Source organism: Bradyrhizobium sp. SZCCHNS1022 (assembly GCF_032484835.1).
GTDB lineage: Bacteria > Pseudomonadota > Alphaproteobacteria > Rhizobiales > Xanthobacteraceae > Bradyrhizobium.
In genome coordinates this window covers 301,019-317,171 of the sequence record NZ_JAUETT010000007.1, presented here as the reverse complement: position 1 = coordinate 317,171, position 16,153 = coordinate 301,019, and the positions used below count along the sequence as shown (strand labels likewise).

Sequence of the window (16,153 nt, the reverse complement as noted above, 5' to 3'; positions counted from 1 at the left end):
TGAACCCCGGGCTTCAAGGGGCGACATCAGCACCGGCCCGATGGCCGCCCCCCCAAACGAGCGGGAAGGTATCCCGTGGCTTTCAACCTCCGAGGCAGGCGGCCGCGACGGCCGGACTAATAATCCTTCAACAGCCGCTCGATGTAGTCGAGCTCGATCTGCGGACGGGACGGATCGGCCAGCCGGCGGCGCAGCTCTTCGAGGATGCGGCGAACCCGCTGCACGTCGATCTCGCCGGGGACCTTCTGCGAGAAATCGTCGATATCGGTGCTGGGGTGCATCGGCCGTCCGAGCGGATCGGTCTGGCCGTTGCCCTGCCGACGGCCGGCCCGCGACCCCGGACCATCGCCCTGCTGCTCGCCGTCACCGTCCTTTTGCATCGCCTCGGCAAGCTTCTGCGCGCCCTTGCGGAGCGCGTCGAGCGCCTTGCCCTGGCTCTCCACGGCGGCATCGGCATTGCCGTCGCCGAGCCGGCTGCCGGCATCGCCCATCGCGTTGTCGGCCTGGTCGAGGCCGTCGCCCTGATCGCCATCGTCGCCTTGATCGGCCTGCTCGCCTTGCCCGCCCTGTTGGCCACCCTGGCCTTGCTGGCCCTTTTGGCCCTGCTGCCCCTTCTGGCCGCGCTGCCCCTCGCCCATGCCGCGCTTGGCGAGCTGCTCCTGCAGCTGCTTCAGCCGATCGCGGAGCGCCTGCTGATCCTGCTGCAGATCGCCGAAGCTCTGGTCCTGGTCGCCCTGCTGGCGGCCGCGCATGCGGTCGCGGCGGGAGTCCTGACCCTGCTTGAAGGTCTTGTCGCGCAATTGCTGCTGCTTGCGGATCATGTCGCCGAGCTCGTTCAGCGACTGCTGCATGTCGTTGTCGCCCTGGCCGGGCTGCGCCATCTGCAGATTTTCCAGCATCTGCTGCAGCTGCTCGAGCAGCTCGCGCGCGCCCTCCTTGTCGCCGGAGCGCGACAACCGCTCCATGCGATCGATCATGTTCTGCAGGTCCTGCTGGCGCAGGAATTTGGTGTTGGGATCGAGCGGCCGCTGGGCCATCTGCGGATTGTTGCGCAGCTGCTCGGCGAGCTGGCGCATGTAATTGTCCATGGCCTGGCGCAGGTCCTGCGTCAGCTTCTTGATCTCCTCGTCGCTGGCGCCGCGTTCCAGCGCCTGCTTGAGCGCGTCCTGCGCGGCGCGCAGCGCCTTGTCGACGTCGGTGATGTTGCCGTCCTCGATGGTGACGGCGAGCGCCCACAGGCTGGCGACCACCTCGCGCAGCGCATCGTCGGTGCGCGCAGCTTCGAGCTGGCTGGTGACCGAGCGCAGGCCGAGATACTGCCCCGCCTCCGGCGTGAACAGCTCCGGCGCGATCAGGAGCGCATCGAGCGCGGTGAACACGTCGCCGTTGCGATTGGCATCGAGCGCCAGGATGCGGCGCTGCTCGATCAGCGCCCGCGCCAGCGGCTTGGTGAAGAGACGCTCGGGCAGCCGCATCTCGAACGGCTCGCTCTTGCCCTCATTGCCGGCTTCGTCCTTGGCCGTCAGCGTCACCGTGACGTCGGCGCCGGCATAAGGATCCTCGCTGAGATCCTTGACCGTCTGGCCCACCCCGCTGCGGGTGCGGGCATTCGGCAGCACCAGCGGAAACTCCGGCGGCCGGAACAGCGGCCGCGGCGCCTGCGCGCCGGCGTCCTTGTCGGCAGCCCCCTTGTCGACGGGACGCACCGCCACATGGGCGTGCGCTTCGGTCACGCCGTAATCGTCTTCGAGCTTGTAGGACAGTTTGAGCGCGCCGCGGGCCTGCCGCTCCGGATCCTTCGCGAAGGCAATCGTCGGCGGATGGTCGGGCATCGCCGTGAACGTCCATTGCGGCTGCCCCGATGGCGCGCGGACATGGACCGTGCCGTCGCCGGCGATGGTGAAGTGCTTCTCGATGGCGCCTTGAGGCACCGGTTGGGGCGCCGGCTCGGTGGCGGCCGCCTCGGAGATGCCGCCGCCCGCGACCACGTCGAGATTGGCGCCGCTGGAGCGCACGATCAGGGTGCTGCCGGCCGGCACCGCAAGCACCCCGCTCGGCGGCAAGGCGGCCTCCTTGTTCGCCGCCGACAGGATGACCGGCGGCCGGCCCGTATAGACCGGCGGGTTCACCCAGGCATCGACCCGGACCGTGGCCGGCGCCAGCACGCCGTTCCAGTCGAAGGCCGAGGACACGCGCATGGCGCGCTCGTCGCCGGCCGCGACATAGGTCGCGACCATCAGCACCACGACCAGCGCGCGCAACGCCCAGGGATCATGCAGCGACAGCCGCGGGTGCGGACGCCCGGCGCGGATCCGGTTGATCGAGGCGAGCGTGCGCTCGCGCTGAGCCTGCCACAGGGCCCGCGCGATCGGGTCCTGCGTCGCCAGGGTATCGGTGAGCGCCGTGGCGGGACGATGCGCGATTCCGGAGCTGCGATCGAGCCGGGCCAAGCCCTCTTCGCGGCTCGGCCAGCGGAACCGGAGCGCCGGCACCAGCGCCCCGAGCGCGAACAGAGCGAACAGTCCGACCCCGATGGCGCGCGCGGCAAACGGCAGCGACAGCCACAGGCCGGCCCATGACACCACCAGGAACAGGCCGATGACGAGGAGAACTCGGGCCAGATGCGGCCAGCCGCGCTCCCAGGCGATCGCGAGACGCGCCTGTTGCAGCGCCTGCGTCAGCTTCAGCCGTGCGAGCGCATCGGGGGTGTTTCCCGGCTGGGCCGGGTCAGGAATGGCACCGCTCAACAAACTCTCCAGGTTGCCCAGGCACACAAGCTAGCACAAAAGGCGGCAGTGAGGCATCCGTTCCTGAGGGCCGGGCCCTCCGCCGGTCGTCGATCACACGCGACTGTGACCGGGCGGGTTCCAGACCATTTCCAGAAACCCCGCGCCCTCGCCTATCGCCGTGATCCCGGCACTGCTCTTTTGTATGTCGCATGGAAATCCGTTCTCGCGGCGTGTTTTCGCCCGAGTTTTCCGAGAACGCGTCACCCTCTGGAAAGTGAGGGCGCAGGGAAGACCGCATAGGCGTTAAGGTAGCGCGAGCATCGATTGATACTTGCGTTTTCGAGGAGGCTCGCGAAGGTGGCGCCCCAACGCGCGTTTTCTGCGGCGCAAGCAACGGATGGTTGGTTGTGGAATGATTGCTTGCAGCAAGGATGCAACGAGCTGCTGCAGGACCCGCCAAGCGCCAGGCGTCGTTAAGCGGCCTGCGTCCAGTGGGGAGAGTCCTCGAAGTCGCTGGCAAGCGGCTCGAGCAACAGGATGATCAGGAGGTGGGCCAGCAGGTAGGGCTTGGCAGAGCGCGGATCGGTTCCTGGCGGCGTCTTGAGGCCAATCAGACTCTTCAGTCGCTTGAACCCAAGCTCGATCCGCCATCGCAATCGATAGAGCGCAAGCACATCTTTGGTGGAGAACTCGTCCCGCGCGAGCGACGTGATCAGAATGACCCAATCCGCAGCCTCCAAAGTTTCTTTGGAGATGATGCGGTTTTCATCTTTTGCGTCTTGCCGGGCTTTACGCCGAGAAGCAGCAGCCGCACCGGTGGGCTTCTTGATTGCGACCAGACGCATAGCCAGAGGCGCGCCGCCCTTGCGCTTGATCCAAATCTCCCGATCGACCAGTCCGCGCGCCTTCGCGGCACGCAATTGGGCCATCAGATCGAACGGAAGGCCTTTGGCGTCAAGCCAACGTGCGTTCTTCCAGCCCGCTCGGATCAAAACGTCGGCCCCGGCTTCGCGGACGGCCGCAATGCGGTCAGGTTGCAGATAAGCGCGGTCAGCAATGCGGATCTCGTTCTTGACCACTGGTATCCGGTCAAACGTTTCGCCCTCTTGCTGATCTGTCAGCTCGAAGTGACCAAAGCGCTCATAGGGCAGATCAAATGCGCTATGAACGCGCCAAAGCTCACTGTTCTTGCGCGCAGCCGGTCCCGCCTGAGGCACTGTCGTCGCATCGATGATGCGGATCAGGCGGCCTTGGCTCGCCTTCGGAGCTGCCGCAGCGAGCAAGCCCTCCACCAGCACCGCAAACCAATCACCACATTGACGCAGCCGATAGAACAACGCCACGCTGGTGAGGTCGGCAAGGCCAACAGAAGCCGCCCATGCGGCTGTCGATCTCAGCCCTCTTTCACCCAAACAATAGGCCAGCATCAGCCGAAGTAACGTCACCGCATCTGGAATCTGCCGCCGACGCGCGAAGGCCTTCGTCTGGCGCGCAGTTTTCTCGAGCTGCGCAGCCCCGCCCAGCTGCGCAACCACTCTCGTCCAGTCCTCGTTCAGGAGCGATTCGTCTGCCATCCCCTGTTCGAATCACGGCGGATTCCAACACTCAAGCATAAACTTAACGCCTATGGGGAAGACCGGGCGCCGGCCGGCGCCCATGGTCCGCGTGCAGCAAGAAAGCACGCGGCAGAACCACAGGCTCAGCCGAGATCGCCCGGCCTTCCCTGCGCGATGGTGTTACGATTTATACGCGCTCTTCCCGGGGACCGGCTTGGTTGCCCCCGTCCGCGTGATGCCTTTGGCATCATCGCGTTGCGACAATGCGCTGTCAGCGCATTGCGCAGGCATCAGCACCGGGATGCCAGAACCACGCGACTTCATCGTCGCATCGGGATCGTTCGTCCGCATGAAGATCATGCTGCGCCCCGACGCGCCCACCGCATCCCGCACCCGACGTCCGTGACGATCGCGAAGCGCCCCCTCGTTGGGACGGGATGCGCGGATCAAACCACGATTTCGGAAAAAACGAAATCGAAATATTTCTACACGAGGGCGGGCCAGGACGCAACGCAAACTGTTTTATCCAAGCAGCCGTTCCCTGTTGATCCTTTTCAGTAGCGGATCGTCGGTTCCCTTAAGCCGTGACGCGTCGACGAGCCAGGCTGTTCACACGCTGTGTCGAAACAGATTGCGACCACATACAAGGTCTACAGAGCAATTTAAATACGTCCCTTGATTAGTTAAGTGCAACCGTCACTGTAACTGCCTTACGGACGCTTCAAACAGTTCTTTACAGGGTGTCCGCTGGCGTATGCCTCGACGGGCAGTTCCGAGTTCATTGAAATTGGAACTGCGGTGAGCTATATTGCAAATCGAGCGGCGGACGGCTTCCGTAACGGTCCTCCTGATGCCCGCGCTGGGCATCCGCGTCGACATCATCGGCGCAGGGACGATCCCATCTTGAATGATCGTGCACGATCGCGATCAGGGAACCCGCCCCATGCGCTCTACTTATTTATACGGCATTGCTGCGATCGTTGCGGCCGTTCACGACTGGAAATCCCTAATCGCTGCAATCGCCCTTGTTCTGCTCATGCAGGGATTTTCGCGATTTCGAAAAATTCGAAGTTGATAGGGTGTTGTACCGTATCGAACAAAAATAGATCTGGACCGTGTATGTGCGTAGAGCTGGGATATCGCCCCATGATGGTGAACACTAAGATGGATCAGCGAGCCGGCGGACACCGTTGGCCGTTTGACGGATCGAGATGCGCCGTCTGCGGAATGACCGCTGCTCATTTTGCCGACACGAAAGAGCGCCGTCGTGGACCGCAGCCGGATCGAGAGCAGATTGCGGTACCCGACGATGACGTCAAACCATAGGAACTTTTGACATAGCTGAAGCCAAAGGCAGACTGCTTCGAGACGTTGCGGCCGAGATCGATCATGACTGGCGTGTCATCAACAACCAAGCCGCGCGGAAGGCTCTCGACCGTATGGATCTCTCTCAAGGTATAGGCGCGAGACTTGGTTTGATTTCGCCCGTCTGACGTCAGAGTAACCACACTGCGTCACGGGGCGCCTAGCCGCATCAAATTGACCCGGATTACGGTGATTGTCACCGTGATGCTGTTGCAGCAGCAGTGCCGAGCGGGAGCTAGCAGGGCAAGGATGGACGCACGAGACATCACGGATACCCCCGCTGACAGACTGTCAGCCCGACAACACCACCACTCAGACGCCGCACTCCGATGTCATCGAGCGGATGAGCTTGCTGACGGCGGTCTCGTGGTTCTGCAGAGACTCGCGCCATGTCTCGGCCGTCCATGTCAGCCGACCCAGCGGCCCCGAGAGGATGATCGTCGTGAAGGAGGTCGGACCCGTCGCCTGCGCGTCGGCGCGGGCGACATCGGACCGGCTGACCACCGTCAGAACCCGACCGCGATAGTCGATCGGAATTACGGTGACGCTGCATAAAACTAGCTGCTGGCGCAACCTCCCCGCGACGAATAAAAGCTGACCACACGACAGTTTAGTGCACTGTCACCGAAATCACCCCAATTATTGGAATTCGGTTGGGATATGCCGAAGCTGCTCGTCCAAATTCCAGCCGTCCGGCTTAGCACCCGGGATTTCCCACTTCGCCCCTCCTTCAATCCAGGTAGCTCTATATCTTCTCGCGCCGACTATCGACGAGTCTTGATAGCCATGCTCGACACCACAACAGATACAAAAGTCGTAAAGCGGAGTGCCCTCATCTTGGCCCCAAAGAGGATCTTCCGATCTAAAGCCGCACACTCGGCATCGGTATTTCGAATCATTGCGCATGGAAATAGCCCGAATTTGTAGGAAATCCATGATTCGCTGGACTGGGTCTGAACATAGTTCGTGGAGAACCATCAGCGGCCCGAGCGCCAAACGTATTAACGCTGGATTGAAGAACACCTTGGCACCTGACGACCGCGTCTCAATCATTGTACCGGCAATACGGTGACGCGGTATGAAACTACGTGCCTGAGACGGTCACGGCACCCATGTCGAATTACGGTGACGCTGCACAAAACCGCCCAGCTGGCGCAAACCTCCGCGACGAATAGAGCTCGCCACGCGACAGCCTAGTGCGCTGTCGCGCAATTCCGCATCAAATTGACCCGGATTACGGTGATTGTCGCCGTGATGCGGCCGCAGCAGCAGTGCGCAGCAGGGCAAGGATGGACGCACGAGACATCACGGATAACCCCCGCTGCGATGGAGAAGACCCGCCGGGACTGCAACCGGCGCGGGCATCGAACACGACACCCTGGCATTGATCACAAGGAAAGGTTGTGGCGGAGCAACGGCGTCATGTTGATGACCATGACGTCGCGCCGCTGGCGATCGTCCGACACATTTACTACTACTAATACTACGGACCTCATTTGTATTGGGGGGCGACATCGACTGTGTCCTGCCCGCAACGTAATCGGTTTTTGATAGTCGCTCTAATCCCCCCGAGGTTGCGGCTATTGTTCCCCAGATCGGCCCTTGCTACCCCTGGATCAACGACAATGGGGATGCTGTGGGGGCTCAAATGAACTGTTCGCGTTGGATGGCCACCTGGTTGGCCATCCTCGGGTTGGCATGTCTCGGCGGGTGTGCTGCGCCGCTTGCGGTCAACAATGTGACCGAAATCAGGTCGACCACGGGCAGCCACGGGATCGATGTCTACGAGCAGAAGCGCCGAACCGACGCAAGCGTGCCCGAGCTCGCGGGTGACCAGCTCGTGGAGGTGCGGACGTTTCACAATCCCGGCCAGGGCGAGGTCGAGATGTCCGGGGCCGCTTGCTCACTGGAAGCCAGCGGCTTCACGGCAACCATGACGAGCCCCGCGAAGGTGCGCGTCCCGCTCTATCGCGGACAGTCGAGCACGCTTGCCGTGACCTGCCAAAAGCCCGGCTATCAAAAGCGGATGATCACGGTCGCGCCGTTCGATGCCACGCGCCAGGCTCGTCTGGCCAGCGGCGTCAACGGCGGGATCCTTGGTGCGGTCATCGTAGCAGGCATCGATGCCGCCGCCGACAACACGAAGAACGACTGGCGCTATCCCGTAGCGAAGGTGGTTCTGGAGGCCGACGCCTCCGGCAGGTGATGGACGGAGCTTTCGTCGCTGGCGGTGAGGGCAGTTGCGGAGACAGCGCGCTCGATTGATGTGAGTAGAGGGTCAGGTTTAGCAAGCGTAGCCTGCGTCAGCGACATGCGGGAGCAGGACCCGGATGTCGCTTTCGCTCATCCGGGCTTCGCCTGGCCGCAGTCGTTCAAAGGGGGCAGTCGAAATAAGTTGACGTTTCAGGTGCGATGTAGATGCCGCATCAGCTCGAGATTCCGGGTTCAGCCCTGACGGGCTGCCCCGGAATGACGGGGCTCATGGAGAGGTCGGACCAATTCGAGCGTCCGGCCACGTCAACTCACAGCCACGGCGCCGGCGTGTCCATCGCGATCAGGGCCTCGACGTCGATGCGCGGGCGGATCACTGCGGCCTGATCGTCCTTCACCAGCACCTCCGGCACCAGCGGCCTTGTGTTGTAGGTGCCGGCCTGCACCGCGCCATAGGCGCCGGACGTCATGATCGCCAAGAGGTCGCCCGGCTTCGGCTCCGGCAGAGCGCGGTCGAGCGCGAGATAATCGCCGCTCTCGCAGACCGGGCCGACAACGTCGGCGATCATCTGCGGCGTGCCGGGCGCGGGCTTAACGACCGGCAGGATGTCGTGATGGGCTTCGTACAGCGTCGGGCGGATCAGGTCGTTCATCGCGGCATCGATGATGACGAAGTTCTTGGCTTCGCCATGCTTCACATAGATCACGCGCGCGACCAGGATGCCGGCATTGCCGACGATCAGGCGCCCCGGCTCGAACAGCAGGGTGCAGCCGAGATTGTGGCTGACGCGCTTGACCATCGCGGCATAGGCATCCGGCTCCGGCGGCGCGCCGCGGTCCATGTGATAGGGAATGCCGAGGCCACCGCCGAAATCGACGTGGCTGATGGTGTGGCCGTCGGCACGCAGCGTCTGCACGAATTCGCTGAGGATGCGGAAGGCCGTCTCCATCGGTCCGAGATCGGTGATCTGGCTGCCGATATGCACGTCGACGCCCGAGACCTTGATTCCCGGCAGCGTGGCGGCGCGGGCATAGACCCTGCGTGCGTGCTCCAGCGGGATGCCGAACTTGTTCTCGGACTTGCCGGTCGAGATCTTCGCGTGGGTGCCGGCATCGACGTCCGGGTTCACGCGCACCGAGATGTGCGCCGTATGCCCGGTCTCGGCGGCAAGCTGCGACAGCAGCTCCAGCTCCGGCTCGGACTCGATGTTGATGCAGCGGATGCCGGCCGCGAGCGCGGCGCGCAGCTCGGTCTCGGTCTTGCCGACGCCGGAGAACACGATCTTGCTGCCGGGAATGCCGGCCGCCAGCGCGCGCTTCAGCTCGCCGCCCGAAACCACGTCGGCGCCGGCGCCGAGCCTGGCGAGGGTGCGCAGCACCGACTGGTTGGAATTGGCCTTCATCGCGTAGCAGATCAGGACGTCCTCGCCTTTGAAGGCATCGGCGAAGACGCGGTAATGCCGCTCCAGCGTCGCGGTCGAATAGCAATAGAACGGCGTGCCGACCTGAGCGGCGAGTTCGGCGAGATTGACCGCCTCGGCGTGCAGCACGCCGGAGCGATAGTCGAAATGGTTCATGAGTTACGATCCGCGCAGCCCTTCGCAGAGGGCTTAGAGTGTCTCGGCGCGACTTGCCGAGAAACCGGAGGGAATGTCAATTCGCGCTGCCACCCTCCCCTGCAGGGGGGAGGGTCGACGCGCGTCGCATCAGCGACGGGCGGCGGGGTGGGGTGGGCCAAGGAAGCCGGTGCGGGTGGAGAGATCACCCCACCTCACGGCTCGCTTCGCTCGCCATGAGGCGCCCCCCTCCAGGGGAGGGTGAAGCATCGACCACCCGTCGAGCTTGAGCTCAAGCCTATTTGTTGCTGTCCAGGAGCGGATCCAGGATGAAGGGCTTCTTGTTGCCGCGCGGCGCAGCCGGGGCAGCGTCGGCGCCGTAGCTGGAGCCGAACACGCTCGGCTTGGCCGCGTTCTCCTGGGCGGTGTCGGTGGGGGCCGACGACAATTGGGGCTGCGGCGGCGAGTTCGGCGGCAGGTCCAGCGGGCCCTTGCGCCCGCAGGACGCGAGCAGCAGCGCGGCAGCACCCACGGCCACAATGGCCCAGCCGGACGAGGTCGGACGACGGCTACGATTCACGTTTCGATATCCCCAATGCGGGCGGCACCATACAGAGAAAGCCCAGCCCTGGCGAGTGCCGGAGTGCCACGGCAGCACGGCGAAATTTGGCGCCGAGACCCTACTTTCGCTGCTTTTCCAACCGCTTCAGCCAGCTCTTGGCCTGCGCGGTCACGTTCTTGGGCGCGGTGCCGCCGAAGCTCGTGCGGCTCTTCACCGAGGATTCGACCGAGAGCACGCCGAACACCTCGGCCGTGATCTTCGGCTCGACCTCCTGCATGGCCTTGAGCGGCAGCTCGTGCAGCGCCACGCCCTGCTTGGCGGCGAGCGCCACGATGCGCCCGGTGACGTGATGGGCCTCGCGGAACGGCATCTTCAGGGTCCGCACCAACCAGTCGGCGAGATCGGTCGCAGTGGCATAGCCCTCGCCGGCGGCCGCCTTCATCCGATCCGTCTCGGGCACGAGATCGATCGCCATGCCGGTCATGGCGCGGATCGCCAGCGACAGCGCCGCGAAGGCCTCCATGGCGCCCTGCTTGTCCTCCTGCATGTCCTTTTGATAGGCGAGCGGCAGGCCCTTCATCACGATCAAGAGCCCGTTCAGCGCGCCGATCACCCGGCCGGTCTTGGCGCGCACCAGCTCGGCGGCGTCGGGGTTGCGCTTCTGCGGCATGATCGAGGAGCCGGTGGTGAACTTGTCCGACAGCTTGACCAGCCCGACCAGCGGCGAGGTCCAGATCACGATCTCCTCGGCGAAGCGCGACAGATGCACGGCGCAGATCGCGGCCGCCGACAGCGTCTCCAGCACGAAATCGCGATCGGACACCGCATCCAGCGAATTGGCCATCGGCCGGTCGAAGCCGAGCGCCTCCGCGGTGGCGTGGCGGTCGATCGGGAACGAGGTGCCGGCGAGCGCGGCGGCGCCGAGCGGCGATTCGTTCAGCCGCTTGCGGGCGTCGGCGAAGCGGCCGCGGTCGCGCGCCGCCATCTCGACGTAGGCCAGGAGGTGATGGCCGAAGGTGACGGGCTGGGCGGTCTGCAGATGGGTGAAGCCGGGCATCACCGTGCCGGCATGCTCCAGCGCCCGCTCCGCCAGCGCCTGCTGATAGGCGGCAAGCACGGCATCGACCTCGTCGATGGTGTCGCGGACGAACAGGCGGAAATCGGTCGCCACCTGGTCGTTGCGGGAGCGTGCGGTATGCAGGCGGCCGGCGGCGGGGCCGATCAATTCGCTCAAACGGCTCTCGACATTCATATGAATGTCTTCGAGCGCGCGCTTGAATTCGAACGAACCCTTAGTGATCTCTGACAAAATCGTGTCTAGACCCTTGCCAATATTTTTCGCATCACTGGCGGTGATGATGCCCTGCGCGGCAAGCATGGCGGCGTGCGCCTTGGACGCGGCGATGTCCTGGGCGTAGAGGTGGCGGTCGACGTCGATGGAGACGTTGATCTCCTCCATGATCTCATCGGGACGCTCCGAGAACCGGCCGCCCCACATCTTGTTGCTCATGCCTTGTTGCTCTTAAAAACCTTGCCTGATCACCGCCGGGAGACGCCATGTTCGGGCGTGCCCCAATTGGCGCCTCTGATAGCCGCAACCGACCCGAAATGACAAACGATAAGCCCGATCCCTCCCCCGCCCGACCGACCGCCTTGCCGACCGCCTCGCGCCGGATGCCGGCCGTCCTCGGCGCTGTGGTCGCCGTCGCTGCGCTCGGCGGGGTCGGCCTTTACGCCGGCGGATGGCTGCACGGGCGTCCGGCCGGCGACCAGTCTTGCCAGCCGGCCGTCGATACCGCCAGGAAGATCGCGCCGCTCGCCCATGGCGAGGTGGCGGCGCTGACCATGGCGACGGCGCCGCTCAAGCTGCCGGACCTCGCCTTCGAGGACGCGAACGGCGCACCGAAGAAGCTCTCCGACTTCCGCGGCAAGACGGTGCTGCTGAACCTGTGGGCGACCTGGTGCGTGCCCTGCCGCAAGGAGATGCCGGCGCTGGACCGGCTGCAGGCCAGGCTCGGCGGCCCGAATTTCCAGGTGGTCGCGGTCAATATCGACACCCGCGATCCCGAGAAGCCCAAGGCGTTCCTGGCCGACGCCAAGCTGACGCAGCTGGATTATTTCAGCGATGCCAAGGCCAAGGTGTTCCAGGATCTGAAATCGATCGGCCGCGCGCTGGGCATGCCGACGTCGGTGCTGGTGGACAGCACCGGCTGCGAGATCGCGACCATCGCCGGTCCCGCTGAATGGGACAGCGACGATGCAGTCAAGCTGATCAAGGCTGCGACCGCGTCGGCCGCGGCGGGGCTGTAACCCCGGCGGCTTGCGCTCGGCCCGGACAATGCAATCAGGCGGCGATGTTGAGATTGCCGCCGACGCCGGGACCGACATTGGCGAGCGAGAGCGTCTGCTGCGCGCCGCCGAGCAGGGTCAGGACCGCTGATTTCTGAGAATCGAGATTCTGCTTCAGCATCGACGTGGCGACCTGCTGCTGCACCGCGCCCTGCTGCTGCGCCATCACGGCGGCGACGAGACTCATATCCATACGCAAACACCCCTCTTACCCGACGTTAACCGGCAGATCTTAACGAAGGGTGGAGGTAAGCGGCGGTGGCTTATCGCGTCGGGACCGGCTTCGGCCCGCGATAGTCGTAGAAGCCGCGCTGGGTCTTCCGTCCGAGCCAGCCGGCCTCGACATATTTCACCAGCAGCGGACAGGGCCGGTACTTGGAGTCGGCCAGCCCCTCATGCAGCACCTGCATGATGGACAGACAGATATCCAGGCCGATGAAATCGGCGAGCTCCAACGGCCCCATCGGGTGATGGGCGCCGAGCTTCATCGCGGCGTCGATCGCCTCGACATTCCCCACGCCCTCATAGAGCGTGTAGATCGCCTCGTTGATCATCGGCAGCAGGATGCGGTTGACGATGAAGGCGGGAAAATCCTCGGAGACCGCGACCTGCTTGCCCAGCCGCGTGACGAACTCCTTCGAGGCCTCGAAGGTCCTATCGTCGGTGGCGATGCCGCGGATCAGCTCCACCAGTTCCATCAGCGGAACCGGATTCATGAAATGAATGCCGATGAAGTGCTCGGGCCGGTCGGTGCAGGCGGCGAGCCGCGTGATCGAGATCGAGGAGGTGTTGGAGGCGATCAGCGCCTCCGGCTTCAGGACGGCGCAGAGATCGTGGAAGATCTTGCGCTTGACCTCCTCCTTCTCCGTCGCGGTCTCGATCACGAGATCGCAATCGGCGAGCCCATCCAGCGTCTCGGCCAAGGTGATCCGGCCCAAGGCCTGGCTGCGGGCTTCGTCGGTGATCATCTTCTTGGCGATCTGTCGCGACAGATTGCCGTTGATCGTCGCCATGCCCGACTTCAACCGGTCGGAGGAGACGTCGTTGAGCACCACGTCGAGCCCGGCGAGCGCGGCCACATGCGCAATGCCGTTGCCCATCTGTCCCGCGCCGATCACGCCGACCTTGTTGATCTGAGCCATCTTTTTGTCCACCGGACGGCGCGCATGTCGCGCCTGTCCATGCTCCTTACAACGTTCCAGCACCGGCTGGGATCATCCCCTCCGGCCGGTGTCCACCAGTTTATTTGCCGAGCTTGCCAAGCGCCTCGGTCAATTCGGGGACCGCCTGGTAAAGATCGGCGACCAGACCGTAATCGGCAACCTGGAAAATCGGCGCGTCCTCGTCCTTGTTGATCGCGACGATCACCTTGGAGTCCTTCATGCCGGCCAGATGCTGGATCGCGCCGGAAATGCCGACCGCGACATAGAGCTCCGGCGCCACCACCTTGCCGGTCTGGCCGACCTGCCAATCGTTCGGGGCGTAGCCGGCATCGACCGCCGCGCGCGAGGCGCCGACACCGGCGCCGAGCTTGTCTGCCAGCGGCTCGATATATTTGGCGAAATTCTCGCGGCTCTGCATCGCGCGGCCGCCCGAGACGATGATCTTGGCCGAGGTCAGCTCGGGACGGTCGCTCTTGGCGACCTCCTCGCCGACGAAGCTCGACAGCGCGGGATCGCCGGCCGCGGCGACCGTCTCCACCGGCGCGCTGCCGCCTTCGCCGCTAGCTGCGAAGGTCGAGGTGCGCACCGTGATCACCTTCTTGGCGTCCTTGGACTTCACGGTCTGGATGGCGTTGCCGGCATAGATCGGCCGCTCGAACGTATCCGGCGAGACCACCTTGATGATCTCGGAGACCTGCATGACATCGAGGAGCGCGGCGACGCGCGGCATCACGTTCTTGTAGCGCGAGGTCGCGGGCGCGACGATCGCGTCATAGCCCGCAGCGAGTTGGACGATCAGCGCCGCCAGCGGCTCGGCGAGGTCGTGCGCGTAAGACCCGTCGTCGGCCAGCAGCACCTTCCTCACGCCCGCAAGCTTGGCCGCCGCGTCCGCGGCAGCCTTGGCGTTCTGGCCGGCGACCAGCACGTCGACCTCGGCGCCCAGCGCGCTCGCTGCAGTCAGCGTCTTGTTGGTCGCATCCTTGACGGAGGCGTTGTCGTGTTCGGCAATCAGCAGCGTGGCCATCAGAGCACCCCGGCTTCGGTCTTGAGTTTGGAGACGAGCTCGGCGACGTCCTTGACCTTGACGCCGGCCTTGCGTCCCGCCGGTTCCGCGGTCTTGAGCACATCGAGACGCGGGGTGATATCGACGCCGGTGTCGGCAGCGTTCTTCTCGGCGATCGGTTTCTTCTTCGCCTTCATGATGTTCGGCAGCGACGCATAGCGCGGCTCGTTGAGGCGCAGGTCGGTGGTGACGATCGCCGGCCCCTTCAGCTTGACGGTCTGCAGGCCGCCATCGACCTCGCGCGTGACCTTGAAGTCGGCCCCGTCCACCTCGAGCTTGGAGGCGAAGGTCGCCTGCGACCAGCCAAGCAAGGCGGCCAGCATCTGGCCGGTCTGATTGCTGTCGTCATCGATCGCCTGCTTGCCGAGGATGATCAGGCCCGGCTGCTCCTCCTGGGCGACGACCTTGAGGATCTTGGCCACCGCCAGCGGCTCGACATTGCCTTCGGCCTTGACCAGGATGCCGCGGTCGGCGCCCATCGCCAGCGCGGTGCGGATCGTTTCTGACGCCTGGGCGGGCCCGATCGAGACGATCACGACCTCGGTGGCCTTGCCGGCTTCCTTCAGCCGCAGCGCTTCCTCGACCGCGATCTCATCGAACGGATTCATCGACATCTTGACGTTGGCGAGTTCAACGCCCGACCCGTCGCTCTTAACGCGGACCTTGACGTTGTAATCGACCACCCGCTTGACCGGCACCAGAACCTTCATCGATCCTCTTTCGTGTAAATCTTTCGGGTTGACTGTTCGGGCGCGGAACCTAAAGCGGCCGTACCCCCCGGTCAACGCGCGAGAAGCGAAAAATCACGCATCGCAACGGCAGGGTCTTTGCTCCCGACGCGCGTCTCGCCGCGACCATCATCTTAGCCGCTTCCGCCCCGCTCCGGTACTGGCAAATCCATGATTTGCTATCGCTTTTCGATCTTGCGTCAATCCGCTGAACGGGCGCGAAAGGACGTCGTTCGGCACACGCAGCGCCTCAGCGGTTCTGCCCCGGCACCCACAAGACATCGCCCGCCCCGTTTCCGTTCACAGCCCGGCTGGCGACGAACAGGAAATCCGAAAGCCGGTTCATGTAGCGCAGGGCCGCCTCGCTGACCGGCTCATCCGGCTTGACGGCCAGTTCCGCCATCAGCCGTTCCGCCCTGCGGCAAATCGTGCGGGCCACATGCAGATGGGCGGCGGCCGGCGTGCCGCCGGGCAGCACGAACGAGGTCAGCGGCGCGAGCTGCGCATTCAGCGTGTCGATGTCGTGCTCGAGACGCTCGACCTGGCTTGCGACGACGCGCAAGCGCTCCGCCTTGCCCTCGCGCTGGGGAACCGCGAGATCGGCGCCGAGATCGAACAGATCGTTCTGGATCAGCGAGAGCATCGCATCGACATCGGCGCGATCTGCAAGGTGCAGCCGCGCGACGCCGATCGCCGCATTGGTCTCATCGACGGTCCCATAAGCCGCGACACGCAGATCGAATTTCGGCCGTCGCTCACCATTGCCCAGCGCCGTCGTACCGTCGTCGCCGGTGCGCGTATAGATGCGATTGAGGACGACCATATGTGCTCCTTAGTGCCGCAAATGAGTGGCCCAAATTGGCGCCAAGTT

13 protein-coding genes are annotated in these 16,153 nt (G+C 64.4%); 2 read left to right on the top strand and 11 right to left on the bottom strand.

The window, feature by feature from the left end:
- Window positions 1–116 precede the first annotated feature (116 nt).
- The 3 genes from QX071_RS31755 to QX071_RS31745 all read right to left on the bottom strand — a co-directional run bounded on the left by QX071_RS31755 (window position 117) and on the right by QX071_RS31745 (window position 6,223).
- Window positions 117–2,747 carry a TIGR02302 family protein gene (locus QX071_RS31755; RefSeq protein ID WP_315706422.1) on the bottom strand — a complete coding sequence of 877 codons (2,631 nt, stop codon included), beginning with the start codon at window positions 2,745–2,747 and terminating at the stop codon, window positions 117–119.
- Between the two features lie 455 nt (window positions 2,748–3,202).
- Window positions 3,203–4,303 (bottom strand): IS4 family transposase, encoded by a 1,101-nt coding sequence (locus QX071_RS31750; RefSeq protein WP_315701243.1) that lies wholly within the window; start codon window positions 4,301–4,303, stop codon window positions 3,203–3,205.
- A 1,659-nt stretch (window positions 4,304–5,962) separates the two neighbouring features.
- On the bottom strand, window positions 5,963–6,223 hold the full coding sequence (locus tag QX071_RS31745; RefSeq protein ID WP_315730361.1) for a hypothetical protein: 261 nt from the start codon (window positions 6,221–6,223) through the stop codon (window positions 5,963–5,965).
- A gap of 1,093 nt (window positions 6,224–7,316) precedes the next feature.
- On the opposite strand from QX071_RS31745, the gene QX071_RS31740 reads away from it, so the two are divergent.
- Window positions 7,317–7,856 (top strand): hypothetical protein, encoded by a 540-nt coding sequence (locus QX071_RS31740; protein WP_315727534.1) that lies wholly within the window; start codon window positions 7,317–7,319, stop codon window positions 7,854–7,856.
- Window positions 7,857–8,172: 316 nt separating this feature from the next.
- On the opposite strand, the gene lysA is transcribed toward QX071_RS31740, so the two are convergent.
- From lysA to argH, 3 genes are all read right to left on the bottom strand, one after another.
- Window positions 8,173–9,438, bottom strand: a complete 1,266-nt coding sequence (gene lysA, locus QX071_RS31735) for a diaminopimelate decarboxylase (protein WP_315706425.1) — start codon at window positions 9,436–9,438, stop codon at window positions 8,173–8,175.
- Between the two features lie 277 nt (window positions 9,439–9,715).
- Window positions 9,716–9,997: an LPS translocon maturation chaperone LptM gene (gene lptM / locus QX071_RS31730; RefSeq protein ID WP_315706426.1), complete on the bottom strand. Its 282-nt coding sequence runs from the start codon at window positions 9,995–9,997 to the stop codon at window positions 9,716–9,718.
- A gap of 100 nt (window positions 9,998–10,097) precedes the next feature.
- Window positions 10,098–11,489: an argininosuccinate lyase gene (gene argH, locus QX071_RS31725; RefSeq protein WP_315706427.1), complete on the bottom strand. Its 1,392-nt coding sequence runs from the start codon at window positions 11,487–11,489 to the stop codon at window positions 10,098–10,100.
- Window positions 11,490–11,587: 98 nt separating this feature from the next.
- Here argH and tlpA point away from each other — a divergent pair, with 98 nt between their 5' ends.
- Entirely contained in the window at window positions 11,588–12,289 is a 702-nt protein-coding gene (gene tlpA / locus QX071_RS31720; protein ID WP_315706428.1) for a thiol:disulfide interchange protein TlpA, read from the top strand.
- 34 nt (window positions 12,290–12,323) lie between these two features.
- Here tlpA and QX071_RS31715 read toward each other — a convergent pair whose 3' ends face one another.
- The 5 genes from QX071_RS31715 to QX071_RS31695 form a co-directional block, all read right to left on the bottom strand.
- Window positions 12,324–12,521, bottom strand: a complete 198-nt coding sequence (locus QX071_RS31715; RefSeq protein ID WP_315706429.1) for a putative motility protein — start codon at window positions 12,519–12,521, stop codon at window positions 12,324–12,326.
- A 70-nt stretch (window positions 12,522–12,591) separates the two neighbouring features.
- Complete coding sequence (locus QX071_RS31710; protein ID WP_315706430.1) at window positions 12,592–13,470, bottom strand: 3-hydroxybutyryl-CoA dehydrogenase; 879 nt, start codon at window positions 13,468–13,470, stop codon at window positions 12,592–12,594.
- A gap of 100 nt (window positions 13,471–13,570) precedes the next feature.
- Window positions 13,571–14,515, bottom strand: a complete 945-nt coding sequence (locus tag QX071_RS31705) for an electron transfer flavoprotein subunit alpha/FixB family protein (RefSeq protein WP_315706431.1) — start codon at window positions 14,513–14,515, stop codon at window positions 13,571–13,573.
- Window positions 14,515–15,264: an electron transfer flavoprotein subunit beta/FixA family protein gene (locus QX071_RS31700; protein WP_315706432.1), complete on the bottom strand. Its 750-nt coding sequence runs from the start codon at window positions 15,262–15,264 to the stop codon at window positions 14,515–14,517. Before QX071_RS31700 ends, QX071_RS31705 begins: the two co-directional genes overlap by 1 nt.
- A 268-nt stretch (window positions 15,265–15,532) precedes the next feature.
- On the bottom strand, window positions 15,533–16,105 hold the full coding sequence (locus QX071_RS31695; RefSeq protein WP_315706433.1) for a cob(I)yrinic acid a,c-diamide adenosyltransferase: 573 nt from the start codon (window positions 16,103–16,105) through the stop codon (window positions 15,533–15,535).
- Window positions 16,106–16,153 lie beyond the last annotated feature (48 nt).

Excerpts from the sequence above, each read along its gene's own strand:
- lysA (WP_315706425.1), bottom strand. The coding sequence starts at position 9,438 with ATGAACCATTTCGACTATCGCTCCGGCGTGCTGCACGCCGAGGCGGTC.
- QX071_RS31705 (WP_315706431.1), bottom strand. The coding sequence starts at position 14,515 with ATGGCCACGCTGCTGATTGCCGAACACGACAACGCCTCCGTCAAGGAT.
- QX071_RS31710 (WP_315706430.1), bottom strand. The coding sequence starts at position 13,470 with ATGGCTCAGATCAACAAGGTCGGCGTGATCGGCGCGGGACAGATGGGC.
- QX071_RS31700 (WP_315706432.1), bottom strand. The coding sequence starts at position 15,264 with ATGAAGGTTCTGGTGCCGGTCAAGCGGGTGGTCGATTACAACGTCAAG.
- QX071_RS31715 (WP_315706429.1), bottom strand. The coding sequence starts at position 12,521 with ATGGATATGAGTCTCGTCGCCGCCGTGATGGCGCAGCAGCAGGGCGCG.
- QX071_RS31695 (WP_315706433.1), bottom strand. The coding sequence starts at position 16,105 with ATGGTCGTCCTCAATCGCATCTATACGCGCACCGGCGACGACGGTACG.
- argH (WP_315706427.1), bottom strand. The coding sequence starts at position 11,489 with ATGAGCAACAAGATGTGGGGCGGCCGGTTCTCGGAGCGTCCCGATGAG.
- QX071_RS31740 (WP_315727534.1), top strand. The coding sequence starts at position 7,317 with ATGGCCACCTGGTTGGCCATCCTCGGGTTGGCATGTCTCGGCGGGTGT.
- tlpA (WP_315706428.1), top strand. The coding sequence starts at position 11,588 with ATGACAAACGATAAGCCCGATCCCTCCCCCGCCCGACCGACCGCCTTG.
- QX071_RS31750 (WP_315701243.1), bottom strand. The coding sequence starts at position 4,303 with ATGGCAGACGAATCGCTCCTGAACGAGGACTGGACGAGAGTGGTTGCG.